This is a genomic window from Nocardia otitidiscaviarum (assembly GCF_007362295.1).
In the GTDB taxonomy this organism is placed as follows: Bacteria; Actinomycetota; Actinomycetes; order Mycobacteriales; family Mycobacteriaceae; genus Nocardia; species Nocardia otitidiscaviarum.
Window position 1 is genome coordinate 2471241 of record NZ_CP041695.1, and the last position, 19198, is coordinate 2490438.

Here is a 19198-nt window from a genome sequence, read left to right on the forward strand (position 1 = left end):
CCAGGGCGGGCTAACTGAACAGCCCGCCCAGTGCGCCGCCGCTCTGTCCGGCGTCCTGACCGCCGCCCGTGCCGCCGATGAGGCCGCCGGGCGGCAGTTCGGACGGCTGCACGATGACGAAGCCGCGGCCGGAGAACGACAGCGTCATACCCTCGCCGGTGCTACGTCCGATGAGGCGGCCCAGGCCGAAGGAGTCATTGCGCTTGACGCCGGTCTGGAGACTGGAGGACCACGCCACGGCGGCCTGGGGGTCGGCGTAGGTCGGCTGGTCGACCTGGAGCACGACCGGGGTGCCCTCGGTGGTGATGGCGATGCGCCCGCGACCGGTGAAGACGCAGTTGAAGAATCCGGCATTGCTGGCGTAGCCCGCCGCGCCCTGCACCCGCTTGATGTTGTAGGACAGCGTCGGGTCGAAGGCGAGCACATTGGCCCCGTTGATGGTCAGGCCGTCGCTGCCGTCCAGGTCGATGATGTGCACTTCGGCGGCGGCATTGGCGAGGAACAGATCACCGCGCCCGGACACCTTCATGAGCGGTACGCCCTCACCGGTGAGCCGCTGTTGGATGGCGCGTCCGATGCCACCGGAGCCCAGTGCCTGGAATCGCAGCTCACCCTGGTAGGCGACCATGGATCCGGACCGCGCCATGACCTCGCCATCGAGGCCGACCTTGATCATCTTGCTGCCCTGCTTCTGAATGCCGAGACCGGTCGCCTCGGCGAAACTGGGGCTGAACAGATCGCTCTGCATGGGCTGGGCTCCTCGGTGCGGTGCCGGCGTGGGGGACTGGTGGGCGGGTGCGTACCCGGGGCTCGGCGGGACGGGCGGCGGTGGCGGTGGACGGTGCTGCGCGGGGGCGGGATTCGGCGCGGGAGCGGGATTCGGCGCGGGCGGCGGCGTATCCGGCTCGTCGTCGATGTGCACCCCGAAGGCGGTGGCGATTCCGGCCAGGCCGTTGTCGTAGCCCTGCCCGACCGCGCGCACCTTCCACCCATCACCGCGCCGGTAGATCTCCACGCACACCACGGCGGTCTCGGTGGACAGTCCGCCGACGGGGAAGGTCAATGCGCCCGTGGGTGATTGGATGGTGGCGGTCAGCGCTCCCGCACCACCGAAGTTCGCCGGTCCGCGCCCGTCCAGGCTGGCGGTGACGACCACGGTGTCGACATCGGGCGGCAGCATGCCGGTGTGCACGTCCACCATGTCGCCGCGGCCCTGCCCGTGGCGGTAGGTGACGCCCGGCCCGGCCGGCTGGTTGAAGAAGATCAAGTCGCCGTCGGATCGCACCCGCCCGTCGGTCCCCAGCAGCAGGGCCGAGACGTCGACCGGCGCGTGGCAGGCCACCGTGACGGTCATGCGGTCGCCGGGTGCGGGGCGGTTCTCGCCGCGAGCGAGTGTGGTCATCGCGGGCCGCCTCGAAGGTCCTGCATGGCATTCACGGTCTCCAGTCTGTCGTGACCGCGCGTGCCGCGCCAGCAAGGTCGACTCGGCGGGCGTGCCGTGGGACCGGGCGTTCTCCCGCCAGAGTAGACGTAACTGGTAATAACACCTATTATGCGGTGAGGCTCCGACGACGGTGTACGGGGCGCGACCAGACGAAGCGAGTACCTCAATGACGCGGCATGTCGACGTACTGATCATCGGCGCGGGCCTGTCCGGAATCGGCATGGCCTGCCACCTCGGCAAGGAGGGGACCGGGCGCAGCTATCTGATCCTGGAACGCCGCACCGCCATCGGCGGCACCTGGGATCTGTTCCGCTACCCGGGCATTCGCTCCGATTCGGATATGTACACCTTCGGCTACGGCTTCCGCCCGTGGATCGGCACCAAGGTGCTCGCCGACGGCCCGCACATCCGGCAGTACATCGAGGACACCGCCGCCGAATACGGCGTCACCGACCGCATCCGCTTCGGCCGCCGCGTGGTCGAGGCCAGCTGGGACAGTGCGGCCGAGCTGTGGACGGTGCGGGCGCACGACGAGCGCACCGGTGAGACCGAGATCTACACCAGCAACTTCCTGATCGGCTGCACCGGCTACTACGACTACGACAACGGCTACCGGCCGACCTTCCCCGGTGAGGAGCGGTTCCAGGGGCCGATCGTGCACCCGCAGCACTGGCCCGAGGATCTGGACTACACCGGCAAGCGGGTGGTGGTCATCGGCAGCGGCGCGACCGCCATCACCCTCATTCCGTCCATGAGCGACACCGCCGGACATGTGACCATGCTGCAGCGCTCGCCCACCTATATCGCCGCCCTGCCCGCCGACGATCCGGTCGCCGTCGGCATGAAGCTGGCGAAGGTGCCCGCCAAACTCGCCTACAAGGTGGGCCGCGCCCGCAATATCGCCCTGCAGCGGGCCAGCTACCAGCTCTCGCGCACCAATCCGGCGCTCTCGCGCAAGCTCATGCTGGCGGCCGTGCGCGCCCAGGTCGGCCCCGGCATCGACATGCGCCACTTCACGCCCAGCTACGACCCGTGGGATCAGCGGCTGTGCGTGGTGCCCAACGGTGATCTGTTCCGGGTGCTGCGCAGCGGCAAGGCGTCCATCGTCACCGATCGCATCGCCACCTTCACCGAGACCGGCATCCAGTTGGAGTCCGGTGACGAGATTCCCGCCGATATCATCATCAGCGCCACCGGCCTGACCGTGCAGATGCTCGGCGGCGCGAGCCTGGTGGTGGACGGCGAAACCCTCGCCACCCGCGACCTGGTCGCCTACAAGGGCGCACTGCTGGGTAACGTGCCCAATGCCATGGTGGTGCTCGGCTACACCAACGCCTCCTGGACCCTCAAGGCCGATCTCGCCGCCGAGTACTTCTGCCGCCTGCTGAACCATATGCGGGACAAGGGATTCACCAAGGTGGTCGCGGTACCGGAGGAGGGCGACAAGTCGGAGGCGTCGCTCATGGGCGGTGCGCTCACCTCCGGCTACATCCAGCGCGGCGACGGCGTCATGCCCCGGCAGGGCACCCGCGGCCCCTGGCTGGTCATCAACAACTACTTCCGCGACCGCGCGCTGCTGCGCAAGGGCGCGCTGGAGGACGGCGTGCTGCGCTTCACCCGCGGTGCCGCCCGCCGCGTACCGGTGGCCGCCGAATCCCGCTCCGCCTGAAGGTACTTCGAGTGACGGCCGCCGGGTGATACCCGGCGGCCGTTTCGGATTCGGTCATCGCGCGGCGGCGGCCCGGCGGGGGAGCAGGGCCAGCGCCACCACCTGGATGGCCAGCACGGTACCCACCAGCGCCGCGATCGACACCTCGTACAGCAGGCCGGTGAGCGCGCCGCCCAGCGCCGCGGCCACCCCGCCGAGGGCGGCGTAGAGACCGTAGGCGGTGGCGCGGCGGTGCGGGGGAACCAGATCGGCGACCACGGCGCGCATGGTCGACTCCTGGATGCCGAGGGCCGCGCCCCACAGCAGCGCCCCGAGCAGCATCCACCGGATATCGGCGGCGAAGGCGAATACCGTTGCCAGTGCGGCGAGTAGCGGCAGGGCGGTGAGCACCCGCGCGCCGACGCGGTCGTAGGTCCAGCCGACGGCCAGCGCGGTGAGGGCGTCGACGACCATGGCGGCGGCGTACAGCACGGCGACGGCGGCCGTGGTCATGCCACCCGCGGTCACCAGGTGATACGAGAGCACGCCGAAGGTGGCGAATCCGCTCAGCGTGACGGCGGTGAAGGCCGAGTAGCGCCAGAACACGGCCGGAAGCCGTTCCCGCACAGCGGATGCCGAGCGTGTCACGGGCGGTTCGGACGCCACCTCGTAGCGTTCGGGGTGCGGGACGCGCCATCGCAGCCAGGCCAGCAGGGCGAGCGTGGCCACGGCGGGCACCGCGAGCACGCCGAAGGCGGTGCGGTAGTTCGTATCCGAGACGGCCAGCACGCCCGCCACCAGCAGCGGCCCCGCGAGCGCGCCGATCTGGTCGAGCGCCTCGTGGACGGCGAAGCCGCGCCCGCGCCCCGCCGCGGCCGTCGCGTAGGACAGCAGGGTGTCCTTGGCCGGACTGCGGACCGCCTTGCCGACCCGTTCGGTGACGACCAGTGCGCACGCGACCCAGAGCAATCCGGTGTATCCGAGCAGCGGGACCGACAGCACGCTGAGCGCGTACCCGGCGATGGTCCACGCCCAGAAGCGCTGCGTGCGGTCGGCGAGCGGGCCGGAGAACAGGCGCAGTGCCAGCGCCGCCGCCTCCCCGACCCCGGTGACGATGCCGATCAGCGCCGCCGACGCGCCGAGCGCGGCGAGGAACGGGCCGGTGACCGAGCGCGCGCCCTCGTACACCACATCGGCGCACAGGCTCACCGCCCCGAAGCCGAAGACGAATCGCCACGCACCGAGCGGGGGACGAACGGTGGAATCGCGCATGGGGGCCTCCGCCTGTCGGTCTGCGCCGATCATGCCGCCGACGCGCGGGTCGCGGTAGCCGTCGTAGACAATGGAAAAGATCTCTTGTTGATAACAAGAACTAATTCTGATACTCATGGTGGTCGTTCGGAACGCTCGGAAGGAACCGCGCCCATGCAGATCAGCGACCAGGTCGCCCTCGTCACCGGAGCCGCCTCGGGGCTCGGCCTGGCCACCGCGCGGCGGGTGCTGGCCGAGGGCGGGCGCGTGGTGCTGTTCGATCTCGCGGACTCCGAGGGGGCGGCGGTGGCGCGGGAGCTGGGTGACGGCGCGGTCTTCGCGCCGGGGGATGTCACCGAGGAGGCCGACGTGGTGGCCGCGCTGGACGCCGCCGCGGCGCTGGGTCCGCTGCGCATGGTGGTGAACTGCGCCGGAATCGGGCTGCCGGGCCGAATCCTGACCGGGGACAGCGTGATTCCCGTGCACGCCTTCCAGGTGGTGGTCGACGTGAATCTGGTCGGGACCTTCAATGTGCTGCGGCTCGGGGCGCAGCGGATGGCGCGCCTGGCGGCCGTCGACGGTGAACGAGGGGTCATCGTCAACACCGCCTCGGTGGCCGCGTTCGACGGGCAGATCGGCCAGGCGGCGTACGCGGCCTCCAAGGCGGCGGTGGCCGGAATGACGCTGCCGCTGGCGCGCGATCTGGGTGAGCGGCAGATTCGGGTGGTCACCGTCGCGCCGGGCATGTTCGATACGCCACTGCTGGCCGCGCTGCCCGAGCAGGCGCGGGAATCGCTGGGGCAGCAGGTACCGCATCCGCGGCGGCTGGGTGATCCCGACGAGTTCGCCGCGTTGGTCGCGCATATCGTGAGCAATCCCATGCTCAATGGCGAAGTGATCCGGTTGGACGGCGGCATTCGCATGGCGGCCCGCTGAGCCGGCCGCCCCGCTGAGCTGGCCTCTCAGCGCCGTGCCAGCTCGCATCCAGCAAATTCTCAGTTCACTGCGGCACGGTGGGTCGCGTGCGCTTACCGAGACATCGAACCATGACAGCCCTGGCCGTGGCGGCGACCGCCGCACTCCTTCCGGTCGCGGCGGCGGGACCCGCCCTCGCGGTCGACGCACCCGCCGCGGTGTCCCCGGCGGGCACCTCGGCGGACGGGTCGCGGATCGTCTCGGTGCGCACCGTCGACGACCGGCATCTGACCCTCCAGGTGTACTCGGCGGCCATGGACAAGAACATCGAGGTCGATGTGCAGCGACCGGCCGACACCTCGGCCGCCGCGCCGACGCTCTACCTGCTCAACGGTGCGGGCGGCGGTGAGGACAGCGCCACCTGGAACAAGCAGACCGATGTGCTGGGCTTCCTGGCGGCCAAGGACGTCAATGTGGTGCAGCCGATCGGCGGCGGGTTCAGCTACTACACCGATTGGCGCGCACCGGACCCCGCGCTGGGCGTCAACAAGTGGAAGACCTTCCTCACCGAGGAGTTGCCGCCGCTCGTCGACCGTGCGTTGCACACCACCGGGCGCAATGCCATCGCCGGACTGTCCATGGCGGGCACCTCGGTGCTGCAACTGCCCATCGCGGCGCCGGGGCTGTACGGATCGGTGGCCTCCTACAGCGGCTGCGCGCAGATCAGCGATCCCATCGGCTACAACTTCGTCAATACCGTGGTGGCGGCGGGCGGCGGCGATGCGAAGAACATGTATGGCCCGCAGGGTGATCCGATGTGGACCGCGAACGATCCCTACGTGCGCGCCGATCAGCTGCGCGGGGTGAATCTGTTCATCTCCAGCGGGACCGGAATGCCCGGCCGCTACGACACGCTCGACGGGCAGTACGCCCTACCGGGGCCGGGCGGCCTGGCCAATCAGGTCGTGGTCGGCGGCGGCCTCGAGGCCGCGACCGACTACTGCACGCGCAACCTGCAGACCAGGCTGAACGATTTGGGCATCCCGGCCACCTACGACTTCACGCCGACCGGCACTCATTCGTGGGGGTACTGGCAGGACGCCCTGGAGAAGTCCTGGCCGGTGCTGGCGGCGGGACTGGGCCTGCCCGCCTGATCACGTCCGCAACAGCGCGAGCAGCGCTCGTCGCACCGCCGCCGCGGCCTCGTCCGCGGCGGCGCCTCGGCGTTCGATCAGGTGATGGTGGACGGGCCAGGCCGCGGCCGCTTCGATCAGGTCGAGCAGCTGTTCGTCGCGGGTTCCGTCGCGGGTGAGTTCGGGTTCGAACACCCGCGCCAGTCCGTCGCGAATGCGGGTGTCGGCCAAGCGCATTCGATCGTCCACGGCGGCGACGGTGGGGGAGAGCAGCAGGCCGAGCACTCGGGGTTTGCGCTGCAGTGCGAAAACGGCCGCGCTCTGCCGCACCACCGCCTCCACCCGGTCCGGCAGCGGCGCGCCCGGGTCCACCGTGGTGATGAGGGCCTCGACGCGCTCGGACTGTTCGTCGGTCAGGGCGACGAGCAGATCCTCCCGGGTCGGGAAGTGTACGAAGATGCTGCGTTCGGAGACGCCCGCGCGTTCGGCGAGCGCCTTGGTGGTCGGGGTGAACTCACCCCGCTGGGCCGATTCGAGCAGGGCCGCGATGATCGCGGCCCGGGTCTGCTCCGGGTCGCGGCGGCGTCTGGCGCGGGTCGTCACGGTGTGAGTATATTGCAGTCTCACTGCAATAGCGAAGGGAGCAGTGATGGTCGACGACCACCGTGCCGACACCGACGACACCCGCCGCACCGGACGCCTCGCGCTGTCCCGGCGCGGCGTACTGGGCGCCGGGGCCGCCGCGCTGATGGCGGCGGGTGTCGGGTCCGCGGCCACCGCCTGCGGCGACGACGCGCGGGCGAGCGCCGAGGAGCGGCCCAGCCGGAATCCGGTCGACCCCAGCGACCACGTGCTCACGCGCCAGCGGCAGGCGCGGGACACCTTGCCGTTCACCGACACCGCCGATTTCGCCGACGCCGACCGCGGCTTCCTGGCCGCGCCGGAATCCGGAGTGATCGCCGACGCCGAGGGAAAGACGGTGTGGGACAGCGACTCCTACGACTTCCTGCAGGGCGGCTGCCCCAATTCGGTGCATCCGAGCCTGTGGCGGCAGGGGCAGCTGGTGGTCAAGCGCGGGCTCTACGAGGTGGTGCCGGGGATCTATCAGATTCGCGGGCTCGACCTGTCGAATATGACCATCGTGGAGGGCGATACCGGCATCGTGGTGATCGATCCGCTCATCTCGGTGGAGACCGCCGCGGCCGGGCTCGCGCTGTACCGCGCCCACCGGGGCGATCGGCCGGTCACCGGTCTGATCTACACCCATTCACATGTCGACCACTTCGGCGGCGCGCAGGGCGTCGTCACCGTCGAGGACGTGCGCGCGGGCCGGGTGCCGGTGCTGGCGCCGCGCGGCTTCCTGGAACACGCGGTGGCGGAGAACGTCTACGCCGGAACGGCCATGGCCCGGCGCTCGGCCTACATGTACGGTGCGGCCCTGCCGCGCGGCGATCGAGGGCAGGTCGGCACCGGATTGGGCATGACGACCTCGGTCGGCACCGTGAGCCTGATTCCGCCGACCCGCGACATCACCCACACCGGGCAGGAGGAGACGATCGACGGCGTGCGGGTCGTCTTCCAGATCACGCCCGGTACGGAAGCTCCCGCCGAGATGAACTTCTACTTCCCCGATCGGCGCGCACTCTGCATGGCGGAGAACGCGACCCACACCCTGCACAATATCGTCACGCTGCGCGGTGCCCTGGTGCGCGACGCACACGTCTGGGCCAAGTATCTGACCGAGGCCATCCAGCTGTACGGGGGCAGGTCCGAGGTGGCCTTCGCCTCCCACCACTGGCCCACCTGGGGGTCGGAGCGGATCGTGGAATGGCTGGGGCTGCAACGGGATACCTACGGCTACCTGCACGATCAGACCCTGCGGCTGCTGAATCGGGGGTACGTGGGCGCCGAGATCGCCGAGCTGATGACCATGCCGCCCGCTCTCGAAACCGCCTGGTCGAGTCACGGTTACTACGGCTCGGTCAGCCACAATGTGAAGGCAATCTACCAGCGGTACATGGGCTGGTTCGACGGCAATCCGGCGCATCTGTGGGAGCATCCGCCGGTCGAATCCGCCAAGCGGCACGTCGCCGCCATGGGCGGCGCCGACGGAGTGCTGCGGACCGCGCGGGCCGCCTACGCCGAGGGCGACTACCGCTGGGCGGCACAGGTGCTCGACTACCTCATCTTCGCCGAGCCGGCGCACGAGGCGGCGAAGATGTTGCAGGCCAGCACCTTCGAGCAACTCGCGTACGGATCCGAGAACGGGCCCTGGCGCAACTTCTACCTCTCCGGAGCGCACGAACTGCGCAACGGTCCGTTCGGCACCCCGACCAAGGCCGATGCGGCGGGCGTGGCGGCGGCGCTCACCGTGGAGCAGGTGTTCGACGCCGTGGCCCTACGCGTCGACGGTCCGAAGGCATGGGATACGAGGCTGGTGACCGACTGGGTGGTCACCGACGAGAACCGTACGCACCGTGCCGATCTGCGCAACGGCGTGCTCGTCCACTACGACACCGTCCCCGGTGAACCGGACAGCGTCCCCGCCGACGCCACCTTCACCCTCACCCGCGCCACGCTCGTCGGCGTGCTCACCGGTGCCGTGACCATGATCGATGCGGTGAAGTCCGGCGAGGTCCGGGTCGCGGGCGATCCGCTGCGGCTCCAGCAGCTGCGGGACGTGCTCGACACACCCGACCCGGAGTTCGCCATCGTCACGCCCTGAGTCGCGGTGCCGGGGCGGCGGTGCGAGTTCAGGCCCCGTAACGCTGTCGGGCGCGCTCGACGATCGCGTCGAGGCGGGCGTGGTGCGCGCCCTTCCAGTACGGCTGACCGCAGTCCTCGCACTGGGCGAAGGTGTCGTAGGAGTGATCGGTGTGCGCGGGCAGCAGCGCCCGCACCGACTCCCGATCCGTCTCGCGCAGTGGGCCGTTGCAGGTCGTGCAGCGGGTCCAGGGGCGCAGCGGCGGCGCGAAGCGGGACAGCACGTCGTCGAGCTGTTCGGCGGGCCGGTGGCTGTAGACGTAAGCGCCCGCGAAGATTTCGCGACGCCGCAGCAGACCGCGGTCGCGGGAGAGCAGGATGCGCCGCTCGGCGGCCGAGCGGGCGGCCAGCGCCGCGTCGCCGATATCCGGATTCTCGTAGGCGGCGTCCACGCCGAGCAGGCGGAGGCGGCGGGCCAGGGTGCCGAGGTGGATATCGAGCAGGAAGCGCGGGCTCGCGACGGGTTGGGGACGCGTCACCGCGCGCACCGTCACGGTCTGCCCGATGGTCGGAATGTGGGCGGCGGATGCCGGTGCACCGTCGACCAGGAGCTCACCGACCTCGGTGAGCGGTACACCGAGCGATTCCACCACGTGCCCGAGCGTGGAGACGCCGTCCACGCGCGCCGTCATCGGCGCGCCGCGCCGGCGGGCGGGCAGGAACGGTCCCAGTTCCGGCGCGAAATCGACGGTTATCCCCGAGGTGTCCACGCGGTCAGCATGCCAGCGCGGCGGGGACGCGGCCAGCGGATTGCGGCGATGCCGACACGGGGCGGTCCCCTGCGGATGCCGGGCGGCGCGGTCGTGCCGTCGGCGCTCGGGTGCGGATACGGGCGGGGCGGGTTCGCGGTGTCGCGAACCCGCCCCGGTGTGTGCCCGGTGTTGCCGGTTACGGCACCACCTCGACCAGATCCCCGATATTCAGGTAGTCGTAGAACGCGCGCGCCCCATCCCAGGTCATGCGGATGCAGCCGTGCGACTCCCGCTCGATCGGACCCACGTGGAAGGCGATATCGCCGTTGTAGAAGATCGCGTAGTGCATGGGAGCGTGATGCATTGTGCTCCAGTGGAACTCCTTCTTGATGAAGACGCGCGTGGCGCCCGGCGGCGTCCGGTAGCCCGCCATACCGTGGGAGATCGGGGTCGGGCCGAAGGTCACCTTGCGATTGTCGATCAACCATGCCTCGTTCGTGGAGAGCCGAACGCAGGCGCGCGCCTCGGGAATCGTGCACGGGGCGGTGATCTGCGCCGGCGGCACGATCGCGGGGACGCCCGGGACGTCGGGCCCACCGGGCCACAGCGGCTCCGCCTGCGCGGGCGCCGCCAGGGCGAGTCCGGCGGAAGCGATGCCGAGATAGACGGCGCATCGCGTGGCCTGACCGATACTGCGGTTACTGCTCATGAAGTCCGTGACCTCTCTACCCGTGCCCCATCGCCCCGAGTGACGCCGGTCGGGGTGATGGGACCATCTCGTCGAGCATTACCACCTGGAGGTGTAGGGGTCATTCTTGCCTGAGCGCCCCGGGATATGCGGGGAAAACACGCGGTGACGGTCGAATTCGGCGCACTAGCCGTCGTGTCGCCGCAGGAAGTCCACGATGCGCGGCACCACGATGTCGGCATTGGCGAAGAACAGCCCGTGGCCCAGGCCGTCGAACACCTCGACCTCGGCGGCGGGCACCCGCTCACGCACGCGGCGGGCGGCGGCCGCGGCCGGGCGGACGAGCACCGACTCGCTTCCGAACACCCAGAGCGAGGGGATGGTGAACGATCCGAGTTCGGCGTCGGTGAGCACCGTCCCCCAGGGCAGCTGCCGTCGATAGCCGACCGACGCCCGCGCCGCCCGCGCATCCAGCTCGGAGACCTCCACCCCGGGCATCAGCCACCGGTTCAGCCGCCGCATGTTCCGCTCCGTCGGCGCGACGGCGAAGCGCATGATCCGCAGCAGCACGCTCCAGCGGATCCTCAGCACGCCGCCGGTCTCCACCAGGGTGACGCTGGCCAGCCGCTTGGCATTGTGCAAGCCCGCCACGGCCGCCTGCCAGCCGCCGTCGGAGTAGCCGAGCAGATGCGCCCGGTCCACGCCGAGTCCGGCCAGCGTCTCGTCGAGCCAGGCGCCGAAATCGGCCGCCGCGGTGATGGGCGCGGTCTGCACGCTCTTGCCTGGGGTGCCGATGGTGTCCGGGGCGTAGACGATCCGGTCCGCGCTCAACCCCTCGATGACCGGGGCCCAGCCCGCGCCGTTGCCGCCGACGGGGTGCAGCAGGACCAGCGGGGTGGCGTCCCCGGAACCGAATCGGCTGATATGGGTCGTCCCGAAGGAGGTCTCGACCCGCTGTTCGTCGAACGGGATCGGTGACCGCGCCGCCATCTCGTCGTACACCGCCAGGTACGCCGCGCGTGCCCGGTCGTTCTTGAATCGTCCGATCTTGGCCATCGCCACCCCTTCATCGACTTTGATGATATGAACGTACCATAAAAATGATATGGGCGTACCATGAAGTCTTTCCGGCTCGCACGAGAAGGGGTGGTAGCGGATATGCCTCGGTTGGTCGACCATGAGCAGCGGCGGCGGGAGATCACCGACGCCGTGCGTCGGGTGATCGCCGGACGCGGGTTGGAGGCCGCGACCTTCCAATCGGTGGCGGCCGAGGCCGGGATCTCGGTGCGCCTGGTGCAGTACTACTTCGGGACCAAGAGGGAGTTCCTGCTCGCCACCCACCGGGCGGTGGTCGAGGACGGCGGGAAGCGGTTCGCGGCGGCGCTGGAACAGCTGGCGGAGGGAGCCTCACCGCGTGCGGCGACCCGAGCGATCCTGCTGTCGCTGCTGCCGATGGACGAGCGGCGGCGCGCGGACACCGTGGTGCTCGGGGCGTTCAACCAGGCCATGATGTCGGGTCGGGACATCGCCCTGGGCGACCTGGTGGGCGCGCCGAAGTTCCTGGTCGACCTGGTCGCCGCCCAACTGGAGCGAACACTTCGGCTCGACCCCGATCTACCCGTCGACCCGGAGGTCGACGCGGCGGTGATCGTCATGGCCGTCGGCGGCCTCAGTCAAGGGTTGGCCGGGGGCTACCCGAATCGCGACGAAGCGGTGGTCCTCCTCGACCGGTTGTTGGACCGGTTTTTCGGCCCCGCGGACTGAGCACTACTTGGGCGGCAGGGTGCGTGCGTAGGCCACCGAGCGGCTCACCCATTCCTCCAGTGCCGCATCATCTTCCAGTGCGGCGGCGTCGACGCGGAGCCAGTTCCGCATCTCGCGTCCGCCCATCACCATGGTCGCGACGAAGTCGCGGTGCAGCAGCTCCGGGGTCTCGGCGGGGTCCACCCGCGCCAGCAGTCCGCCCTGACCGCTGGCGGCGACCGCCATATTTCCGCTGACCATGAAACCGAGACCGCCGAACATCTTCCGTTCGGTCACATCCGGTAGTACGGGGCCGAGGGCGTCCCGTATCCGTTCCGCGAGTACCTCGTCATACGCCATACCGCATTGTGGACCGAGGCACCGACAGATACGTGCGGCCGCCGCGCACGGGGTGCGGGGCTCGGGTTTGCTCGGCGGTCGAAGGCGTTGGTGCCGACCGGTCGCACCTTGTGGCCGGTGGATGCCACCCGTCATGCTGAATCGGGTCCGAGTCCTGCGGCGTCGGTGTCACAGGACGTGATCAGGGGGTACTCGGTCATTGTGAAAACCCCGCCGACGGTAGGTGTCGAAGAGGAATTGCTGCTGGTGGATCCGCGCACGGGCATTCCCGTCGGCAGGAACGCCGACGTCGCCCGGACCGCCGCGGATCTCGGCATCGATCTGCAACTGGAGCTCACCCGCTGCCAGGTGGAGATCAACACCCGCGTGCATTCGACCACCCCGGAGCTGCTGAGGGAGCTGCGCGAGCTGCGGCGCGGGGTGTCGGCGTGCGCGGAGAAGAACGACGCGCTGCTGCTGGCGGTGGCGGTGCCGCCGACCGTGCCGCCGGACGAGCCGGTCACCGCCACGCCGCGGTACCGGCGCATCGCCGCGAATTTCGGCCTGCTCGCCCACGAGCAGGGACTGTGCGGCTGCCATGTGCACGTGGCGGTCCCGGACCGCGAGGCGGCCCTGCGGGTGAGCGACTACCTGCGGCCCTGGCTGCCGCTGCTGCTGGCGCTCACCGCCAACTCGTCCGTCTATCACGGCCTCGACACCGAATACGCCAGTTGGCGCAGCGTGCTGTGGCGGCGCTGGCCCAGCGCGGGTGCGCCACCGCGTTTCGCCTCGGCCGCCGACTACGACGCCGCCGTGGCGAGGATGCTGTCGCTCGGCGTGATCCTGGACCGCAAGATGGTCTACTGGGACATCCGCCCCTCGGCTCGCTTTCCCACCGTCGAGATCCGCGTCAGCGATGTTCCGGCCACCGTCGAGGAGACCGCCCTGCTGGCGACCCTGATCCGGGCCGCCGTCATGACGGCCCACCGCCATCTCGAGGCCGGGCGGTGCGCGCCCGTCGTCCCCGACGACGTGCTGCGCGCGGCCTACTGGTGGGCGGCCCGCTCGGGTCTGGACGGTGACGGCATCGATCCGGTGTGCGGCCAGCCGCTTCCGATGCGGGAACTGTTGTGCCGCTTCGTCGATCACCTCGCGCCCGCCTTGGACGAACTCGGCGACCGCGCCTTCGTCGACGAAACCGTCGCCGCCCTGTTGGATCGGGGCAACGGGGCGCGTCGTCAGCGCGCGGCCCTGCGCGTGCGCGGCGACCTCGGTGATGTGCTGGACGTACTGGCCGAGGCCACCCTGTCCACCTGCCGCTGACGACAATTCCCGCGCGGCAGCAAATTTCACCGTGCCGTGGTCACCCCACCCCGGGGTCGAGTTCCCAGGTGATGCGGCTGCCGATGGCGGCCGCGTAGCGCTCCAGGGTGGAGATGCGCACATCCACCTGCCCGGCCTCCAGGCGCGCCACCGCGGATTGCGAGGTGTGCATGCGGGCGGCGATCTCGGTCTGCGACAGGCGCGCCGCCCGCCGCGCCGCCACCAGATCGGTGAGTAGTCGGCGGCGGTCGTCGGTCATGCGCCGCAGCGCCGTCTGCCCGGATCCGAGTAGCTCGATGCCTTCGGTCATATCATCCACGGTATCTCTGATATGAGATCGCGCACAGGCGATTTCACTGTCCGCGGCGCAACCAGTCACGCAGGTGCGGCGCTTCGTCCCCGATGGTGGTGGATTCTCCGTGTCCGGTGTGCACCACGGTGTCGTCCGGCAGGATGAGCAGCCGGTCCGCGATGGAGGTGACCAGGGTGGAGAAGTCCGAGTAGGAGCGGCCGGTGGCCCCGGGACCGCCGCGGAACAGCGTATCGCCGGTGAAGACCACGCCGAGGTCGGGAGCGTGGAAGCAGCACGCGCCCGGAGCGTGGCCCGGGGTGTGCAACACCCGCAGCGCGGTCCCCGCCACCTCGATCACCGCGCCGTCGACGAGTTCGCCGTCGGGCATCCGGTCGGTGTGGGTGAGCCGCCACAGCACCAGGTCGTCGGGGTGCAGCAGGATGGGAGCGCCTGTCTCCCGGGCCAATTCGGGCGCGACCCGAATGTGGTCGTCGTGGGCGTGCGTGGCCAGGACGGCCGTCACGCGGCGATCGCCGACCAGTGCCAGGATGGCCGCCACATCGTGCGGCGCGTCGATGACGACGCATTCGTGGTCGTCGCCGACGACCCAGACATTGTTGTCGACATCGAAGGTCTGCCCGTCCAAGCTGAAGGTGCCCGAGGTGACGGTGTGGTCGATACGGGCCACTACAGCATCACCACCGAGCGCAGTACCTCGCCGCGGTGCATTCTGGTGAACGCCGCCTCCACGTCGTCGAGGGAGATCGTCTCCGAGACGAAGGCGTCCAGATCGAAGCGTCCCTGCTTGTACAGCTCGATCAGGTACGGGAAATCACGCGAGGGCAGGCAGTCGCCGTACCAGGACGACTTCAACGATCCACCGCGGGAGAAGAAGTCGATGAGCGGCATCTCCAGCGTCATATCCGGGGTGGGTACGCCGACCAGTACCACGGTGCCCGCCAGGTCGCGGGCGTAGAACGCCTGCTTCCAGGTCTCGGGGCGGCCCACCGCGTCGATCACCACATCCGCGCCGAAGCCGTCGGTCAACTCCCGAATCCGTTCCACCGCGTCCTCGGCGGCCGCGTCCACCGTGTGGGTCGCGCCGAAACCGGTGGCCCACTTCAGCTTCCGCTCGTCGATATCGACCGCGATGACGGTGGTGGCCCCGGCCAGCCGCGCCCCCGCGACGGCCGCGTTGCCCACGCCGCCGCAGCCGATGACGGCCACGCTGTCGCCGCGGCCCACCGCGCCGGTGTTCACCGCCGCGCCGAGCCCGGCCATCACACCGCAGCCGAGCAGTCCGGCCGCGGCCGGGGACGCCGTCGGGTCCACCTTGGTGCACTGGCCGCTGTGTACCAGCGTCTTCTCCGCGAACGCGCCGATGCCCAGGGCCGGGGTCAGCGGGGTGCCGTCGGTGAGCGTCATGGGTCGGTCGGCATTGAAGGTGGAGAAGCAGTACCACGGCTTGCCCTTGCGGCAGGCGCGGCAGGTGCCGCACACCGCGCGCCAGTTGAGGATGACGAAATCGCCGGGTTCCACGTCGGTGACGCCCGCGCCCACGGATTCCACCACGCCCGCGGCCTCGTGACCGAGCAGGAAGGGGAATTCGTCGTTGATACCGCCCTCGCGGTAGTGCAGATCGGTGTGGCACACCCCGCAGGCCTGCACCCGGACCACGGCTTCGCCCGGGCCGGGGTCCGGCACGATGATCTCGGTCACTTCCACGGGAGCGTTCTTCGAGCGTGCGATCACGCCGCGCACCGTCTGTGCCACGGAGTTTCCCTTCCTATCACCTGATACGACTCACACCTTCGCATATTCGCATGAGTCCCTGCGGTGGCCTGACCGCCGATCCGGCCGCCTGGCACGAATTGTCATGCCTGGTCGGTAGTTTCCTCCTCGGGCACCGGCGGAGGCGCGGTGGCGGCGTCGATCTGTTCACCGATGTAGCGCATTACCACCGTGACGATCGCGGCCACCGGCACCGCCAGGAAGGCCCCGACGATGCCCCACAGCGAACCGCCCGCGGTGATCGCCAGCAGTACCACCACGGCGTGCATCCGCATGGTCCGGCTCTGCAGCACCGGTTGCAGCACATTGCCTTCCAGCTGCTGCACCACGATGATGATGGCCAGCACGATGAGCGCGGTGGGGACCCCCTTGGCGACCAGGGCGACCAGCACCGCCAGCGCGCCCGCCACGAACGCGCCCACGATCGGGATGAAGCCGCCCAGGAAGGTGAGTACGGTCAGCACCAGGGCCAGCGGGATTCCGAGGATCACCAGACCGGCGCCGATGAGCACCGCGTCGATCAGGCTGACCAACGCCTGGGTGCGGATGAATCCGCCCAGGGTGTCCCAGATCCGGATCAGCACCTCCTCGATGTGGCGACCGCTGCGGCTGCCGGTGAGACCGTGCAGCCACGGCATCAACCGGGGGCCGTCCTTGACGAAGAAGAACGCCAGGACGAGCGTCAGGAACAGGGTGACGATGGCGGAGGTGGCCGTGCTGACGCCGGTGAAAACGCCGGTGGCGATGCGCTCGGCGCTGGACTGCAACCGGGACACGATCGCGTCCACGGCCGAATTCATCTGCTCCTCTTGGATATTCAGCGGCGGGCCGCGCAGCCAGTCGCGTACCCGGTTGACGCCCTCGGTGGCCTGATCGGCCAGCGCCGGGGCCTGGTCGGCCACCGACGGCACGAGGAGCGCGATGATGCCCGCCAGCACACCGAGCAGTCCGAACACCGTGAGCGAGGCGGCCGCGGCGGGGGGCAAGCCGCGCCGGGTCAGCCAGCGCGTCGGCGGCCACAGCACGGTGGCGATCACCACCGCCAGCGCCATCGGCAGCACGGCCACCCACATCTTGGCGGTGATCCAACCCAGCACCCACGCACCGGCGGCGATGGCGACGATGCACAGCGACCACTTGGCCAGCCACAGCAGACCCCGGCCGATCACCTCGCCGCGGTCGGGGACCCCGACCGACGGCTTCGGTTTCCTGCCGGCAGCTGACCCCGCGGTGTCTTCGCGAAGCCCGGCTGTATCGTCCGCTCGCCCGGCCGTGTCGTCCGCTCGCTCACTTCGGTCGCTCATGCCGCCCCCTCGCCGGCGCTCGGCAACGTCACGAGCGAGAGCTCGGCGGTGTCTTCTGATCGCTCGCACATGCCGTCGAGTTTGGCACGAGACCGGTCGGAATCGGCGGTGGCGCGGAGTCGGATTCCGCCGGGAGCGGCACACATCACGCACCGGCGTCCGGGCTCACCGCAGGGCGACGGCGGCGGCCTCGGCAATGCTGTCGGCGATGGCGCGCAGTGTGGGGGAGTCGAGCCGCCACTGCTGCCAGTACAGCGGTACGTCGATCACGCCGCGCGGGTCGAAGGCGATCAGGCGGCCGGCCGCCAGATCGTCGGCGGCCTGGATATCGGGCATCATGCCCCAGCCCAGGCCCAGGCGGATGGCCGCACCGAAACCCGTCGAGGACGGAATGTAGTGGCAGGGCGGGTCCAGCGGTTTGCGGCTGTGGCGGCGGATGAGCTTGTACTGCAGATCGTCCTTGCGGTCGAACTGCACCACCGGGGCCGCCGCGAACGCCTTGGCGGTGGGGCCGTCGGCGAACCAGGTCGCCACGAAGTCCGGGCTGGCCACCGGCCGGTACCGCATGGCTCCGAGGGGTTGTGCGATACAGCCCTGCACCGGGGTGGCGGTGGCGGTGACGGCGGCCATCACGGTGCCGTCGCGCAGTAGCCGGGTGGTGTGCTCCTCGTCCTCGCGGTGGACCTCGAGGTAGACGCCCGCCCGCACGCGGCCCAGGGCGGGCATCACCCAGGTCTGCAGGGAATCGGCGTTGACCGCGATGGGAATCCGGATGGGCGGCGGCGCGGGCTGCGCGGTGTCACCGGGTTCGCGGGCCGAGTCGCCGAGTTCGCGCGCGGTGTCACCGGCGAGCAGTTCGATCTGGCGGGCCAGGCGCAGCATGGCGAGTCCGGATTCGGTGGGCTGCACCGGTTTCGTGCGCCGCAGCAGGATGCGCCCGGCCGCGTCCTCCAGCGCCTTGATGCGCTGACTCACCGCCGACGGGGTGACGTGCAGGCGGCGGGCGGCGGCCTCGAAGGTGCCCTCGGTGACGGCCGCGTCGAGTGCGCGCAGCTGGTCCAGTTGCAGATCCATGATTAGAGATTTTAATGATACGCAAGAATACTTAGCTGGTCTGATGATTGCTGGCTGGCTACCGTCGTGGAATGTGAACGCTTCATCGGCGGCGGTGGCCGCACTCTCGGGTCTCGGTTTCGGGCTGTCGCTCATCGTGGCGATCGGCGCGCAGAACGCGTTCATCCTCCGACAGGGCATTCGCCGGGAGCACGTGCTCGTGGTGGTGTCGGTAGCGGCGCTCTCGGATATCGCGCTGATCGCCGCGGGAGTCGGCGGGGTGGGCGCGCTGGTGCAGTCCGCGCCCGGGGTGCTGACCGTACTGCGCTACGCGGGGGCGATCTTCCTGCTCGGCTATGCGACGCTCGCCGCGCGGCGAGCCCTGAGCGGCGGCTCGCTGGTCGGCGACGCCACCGGCAATTCCATGGCGCTCGGCGCGGCGGTGGCCACCTGCCTCGCCGTCACCTGGCTCAATCCGCACGCCTATCTCGACACCGTGGTGCTGCTCGGCTCCTACGCGAGTCATTTCGCCACACCCGATCGCTGGTTCCTTGCCGCGGGGGCGATGCTGGGCAGCCTGCTGTGGTTCTTCGCACTGGGCTTCGGCGCGCGGTATCTGGCCCCGCTGTTCGCCCGCAAAACCGCCTGGCGGGTACTGGATTCGGTGATCGCCCTGGTGATGGCGGGACTGGCGGTGGGGCTGCTGCTGAGTTAGCCGCCCGGCCCGGTCGCTGGCGCGATGCTGGTCGGAACGGGTGATTGCCGCGGTCCGGCGCGGTGTGGGCGCGACCTGTGGCAGACTCGGGCGACAGATGCGCG

Annotated in this window: 19 protein-coding genes; 7 read left to right on the forward strand and 12 right to left on the reverse strand. The window is 70.0% G+C overall.

Annotated elements, in window-relative coordinates:
• Window positions 1–10: 10 nt before the first annotated feature.
• Entirely contained in the window at window positions 11–1402 is a 1392-nt protein-coding gene (locus FOH10_RS10725) for an AIM24 family protein (RefSeq protein ID WP_143980597.1), read from the reverse strand.
• A 208-nt stretch (window positions 1403–1610) separates the two neighbouring features.
• Here FOH10_RS10725 and FOH10_RS10730 point away from each other — a divergent pair, with 208 nt between their 5' ends.
• Complete coding sequence (locus tag FOH10_RS10730; protein WP_143980598.1) at window positions 1611–3113, forward strand: flavin-containing monooxygenase; 1503 nt, start codon at window positions 1611–1613, stop codon at window positions 3111–3113.
• Window positions 3114–3167: 54 nt separating this feature from the next.
• Here the strand turns inward: FOH10_RS10730 and FOH10_RS10735 are convergent, their stop codons facing one another.
• A complete protein-coding gene (locus FOH10_RS10735) occupies window positions 3168–4364 on the reverse strand; it encodes an MFS transporter (RefSeq protein ID WP_143980599.1) in 1197 nt (398 codons plus the stop codon).
• A gap of 153 nt (window positions 4365–4517) precedes the next feature.
• Here FOH10_RS10735 and FOH10_RS10740 point away from each other — a divergent pair, with 153 nt between their 5' ends.
• On the forward strand, window positions 4518–5279 hold the full coding sequence (locus tag FOH10_RS10740; RefSeq protein ID WP_143980600.1) for an SDR family NAD(P)-dependent oxidoreductase: 762 nt from the start codon (window positions 4518–4520) through the stop codon (window positions 5277–5279).
• Window positions 5280–5389: 110 nt separating this feature from the next.
• On the forward strand, window positions 5390–6412 hold the full coding sequence (locus FOH10_RS10745) for an alpha/beta hydrolase (protein ID WP_143980601.1): 1023 nt from the start codon (window positions 5390–5392) through the stop codon (window positions 6410–6412).
• Here the strand turns inward: FOH10_RS10745 and FOH10_RS10750 are convergent, their stop codons facing one another.
• A complete protein-coding gene (locus FOH10_RS10750; protein ID WP_143980602.1) occupies window positions 6413–6994 on the reverse strand; it encodes a TetR/AcrR family transcriptional regulator in 582 nt (193 codons plus the stop codon).
• Window positions 6995–7040: 46 nt separating this feature from the next.
• Between FOH10_RS10750 and FOH10_RS10755 the strand changes: the two genes are divergently transcribed.
• Window positions 7041–9116 (forward strand): alkyl/aryl-sulfatase, encoded by a 2076-nt coding sequence (locus FOH10_RS10755; RefSeq protein ID WP_244961865.1) that lies wholly within the window; start codon window positions 7041–7043, stop codon window positions 9114–9116.
• Between the two features lie 28 nt (window positions 9117–9144).
• On the opposite strand, the gene FOH10_RS10760 is transcribed toward FOH10_RS10755, so the two are convergent.
• The 3 genes from FOH10_RS10760 to FOH10_RS10770 all read right to left on the reverse strand — a co-directional run bounded on the left by FOH10_RS10760 (window position 9145) and on the right by FOH10_RS10770 (window position 11590).
• Entirely contained in the window at window positions 9145–9864 is a 720-nt protein-coding gene (locus FOH10_RS10760; protein ID WP_029932252.1) for a Mut7-C RNAse domain-containing protein, read from the reverse strand.
• 178 nt (window positions 9865–10042) lie between these two features.
• On the reverse strand, window positions 10043–10555 hold the full coding sequence (locus FOH10_RS10765) for a L,D-transpeptidase (protein ID WP_143980603.1): 513 nt from the start codon (window positions 10553–10555) through the stop codon (window positions 10043–10045).
• A 165-nt stretch (window positions 10556–10720) separates the two neighbouring features.
• Window positions 10721–11590 carry an alpha/beta fold hydrolase gene (locus FOH10_RS10770; RefSeq protein WP_186000788.1) on the reverse strand — a complete coding sequence of 290 codons (870 nt, stop codon included), beginning with the start codon at window positions 11588–11590 and terminating at the stop codon, window positions 10721–10723.
• Window positions 11591–11692: 102 nt separating this feature from the next.
• Here FOH10_RS10770 and FOH10_RS10775 point away from each other — a divergent pair, with 102 nt between their 5' ends.
• Window positions 11693–12298, forward strand: a complete 606-nt coding sequence (locus FOH10_RS10775; RefSeq protein WP_143980605.1) for a TetR/AcrR family transcriptional regulator — start codon at window positions 11693–11695, stop codon at window positions 12296–12298.
• Window positions 12299–12301: 3 nt separating this feature from the next.
• On the opposite strand, the gene FOH10_RS10780 is transcribed toward FOH10_RS10775, so the two are convergent.
• Window positions 12302–12637 carry a TfoX/Sxy family protein gene (locus FOH10_RS10780; protein ID WP_143980606.1) on the reverse strand — a complete coding sequence of 112 codons (336 nt, stop codon included), beginning with the start codon at window positions 12635–12637 and terminating at the stop codon, window positions 12302–12304.
• 201 nt (window positions 12638–12838) lie between these two features.
• Here FOH10_RS10780 and FOH10_RS10785 point away from each other — a divergent pair, with 201 nt between their 5' ends.
• Window positions 12839–13939: a glutamate--cysteine ligase 2 gene (locus FOH10_RS10785; protein ID WP_143980607.1), complete on the forward strand. Its 1101-nt coding sequence runs from the start codon at window positions 12839–12841 to the stop codon at window positions 13937–13939.
• Between the two features lie 40 nt (window positions 13940–13979).
• On the opposite strand, the gene FOH10_RS10790 is transcribed toward FOH10_RS10785, so the two are convergent.
• From FOH10_RS10790 to FOH10_RS10810, 5 genes are all read right to left on the reverse strand, one after another.
• Window positions 13980–14249, reverse strand: coding sequence for a helix-turn-helix domain-containing protein (locus tag FOH10_RS10790; protein ID WP_039818523.1), 270 nt, complete (start codon window positions 14247–14249; stop codon window positions 13980–13982).
• A 43-nt stretch (window positions 14250–14292) separates the two neighbouring features.
• Entirely contained in the window at window positions 14293–14919 is a 627-nt protein-coding gene (locus tag FOH10_RS10795) for an MBL fold metallo-hydrolase (RefSeq protein WP_143980608.1), read from the reverse strand.
• On the reverse strand, window positions 14919–16004 hold the full coding sequence (locus tag FOH10_RS10800) for an S-(hydroxymethyl)mycothiol dehydrogenase (RefSeq protein WP_143980609.1): 1086 nt from the start codon (window positions 16002–16004) through the stop codon (window positions 14919–14921). The genes FOH10_RS10795 and FOH10_RS10800 overlap by 1 nt, the downstream gene beginning before the upstream one ends.
• A 101-nt stretch (window positions 16005–16105) precedes the next feature.
• A complete protein-coding gene (locus FOH10_RS10805; RefSeq protein WP_143980610.1) occupies window positions 16106–17326 on the reverse strand; it encodes an AI-2E family transporter in 1221 nt (406 codons plus the stop codon).
• A gap of 165 nt (window positions 17327–17491) precedes the next feature.
• Window positions 17492–18400, reverse strand: coding sequence for a LysR family transcriptional regulator ArgP (locus FOH10_RS10810; RefSeq protein ID WP_143980611.1), 909 nt, complete (start codon window positions 18398–18400; stop codon window positions 17492–17494).
• Window positions 18401–18473: 73 nt separating this feature from the next.
• On the opposite strand from FOH10_RS10810, the gene FOH10_RS10815 reads away from it, so the two are divergent.
• On the forward strand, window positions 18474–19094 hold the full coding sequence (locus FOH10_RS10815) for a LysE/ArgO family amino acid transporter (RefSeq protein WP_244961869.1): 621 nt from the start codon (window positions 18474–18476) through the stop codon (window positions 19092–19094).
• Window positions 19095–19198: the final 104 nt, after the last annotated feature.

What these genes read in the sequence shown, in the direction of transcription:
- FOH10_RS10805 (WP_143980610.1), bottom strand. Translation starts at nt 17,326, where the DNA reads ATGAGCGACCGAAGTGAGCGAGCGGACGACACGGCCGGGCGAGCGGAC.
- FOH10_RS10755 (WP_244961865.1), top strand. Translation starts at nt 7,041, where the DNA reads ATGGTCGACGACCACCGTGCCGACACCGACGACACCCGCCGCACCGGA.
- FOH10_RS10780 (WP_143980606.1), bottom strand. Translation starts at nt 12,637, where the DNA reads ATGGCGTATGACGAGGTACTCGCGGAACGGATACGGGACGCCCTCGGC.
- FOH10_RS10735 (WP_143980599.1), bottom strand. Translation starts at nt 4,364, where the DNA reads ATGCGCGATTCCACCGTTCGTCCCCCGCTCGGTGCGTGGCGATTCGTC.
- FOH10_RS10770 (WP_186000788.1), bottom strand. Translation starts at nt 11,590, where the DNA reads ATGGCCAAGATCGGACGATTCAAGAACGACCGGGCACGCGCGGCGTAC.
- FOH10_RS10810 (WP_143980611.1), bottom strand. Translation starts at nt 18,400, where the DNA reads ATGGATCTGCAACTGGACCAGCTGCGCGCACTCGACGCGGCCGTCACC.
- FOH10_RS10740 (WP_143980600.1), top strand. Translation starts at nt 4,518, where the DNA reads ATGCAGATCAGCGACCAGGTCGCCCTCGTCACCGGAGCCGCCTCGGGG.
- FOH10_RS10730 (WP_143980598.1), top strand. Translation starts at nt 1,611, where the DNA reads ATGACGCGGCATGTCGACGTACTGATCATCGGCGCGGGCCTGTCCGGA.
- FOH10_RS10775 (WP_143980605.1), top strand. Translation starts at nt 11,693, where the DNA reads ATGCCTCGGTTGGTCGACCATGAGCAGCGGCGGCGGGAGATCACCGAC.
- FOH10_RS10745 (WP_143980601.1), top strand. Translation starts at nt 5,390, where the DNA reads ATGACAGCCCTGGCCGTGGCGGCGACCGCCGCACTCCTTCCGGTCGCG.
- FOH10_RS10725 (WP_143980597.1), bottom strand. Translation starts at nt 1,402, where the DNA reads ATGACCACACTCGCTCGCGGCGAGAACCGCCCCGCACCCGGCGACCGC.
- FOH10_RS10765 (WP_143980603.1), bottom strand. Translation starts at nt 10,555, where the DNA reads ATGAGCAGTAACCGCAGTATCGGTCAGGCCACGCGATGCGCCGTCTAT.
- FOH10_RS10790 (WP_039818523.1), bottom strand. Translation starts at nt 14,249, where the DNA reads ATGACCGAAGGCATCGAGCTACTCGGATCCGGGCAGACGGCGCTGCGG.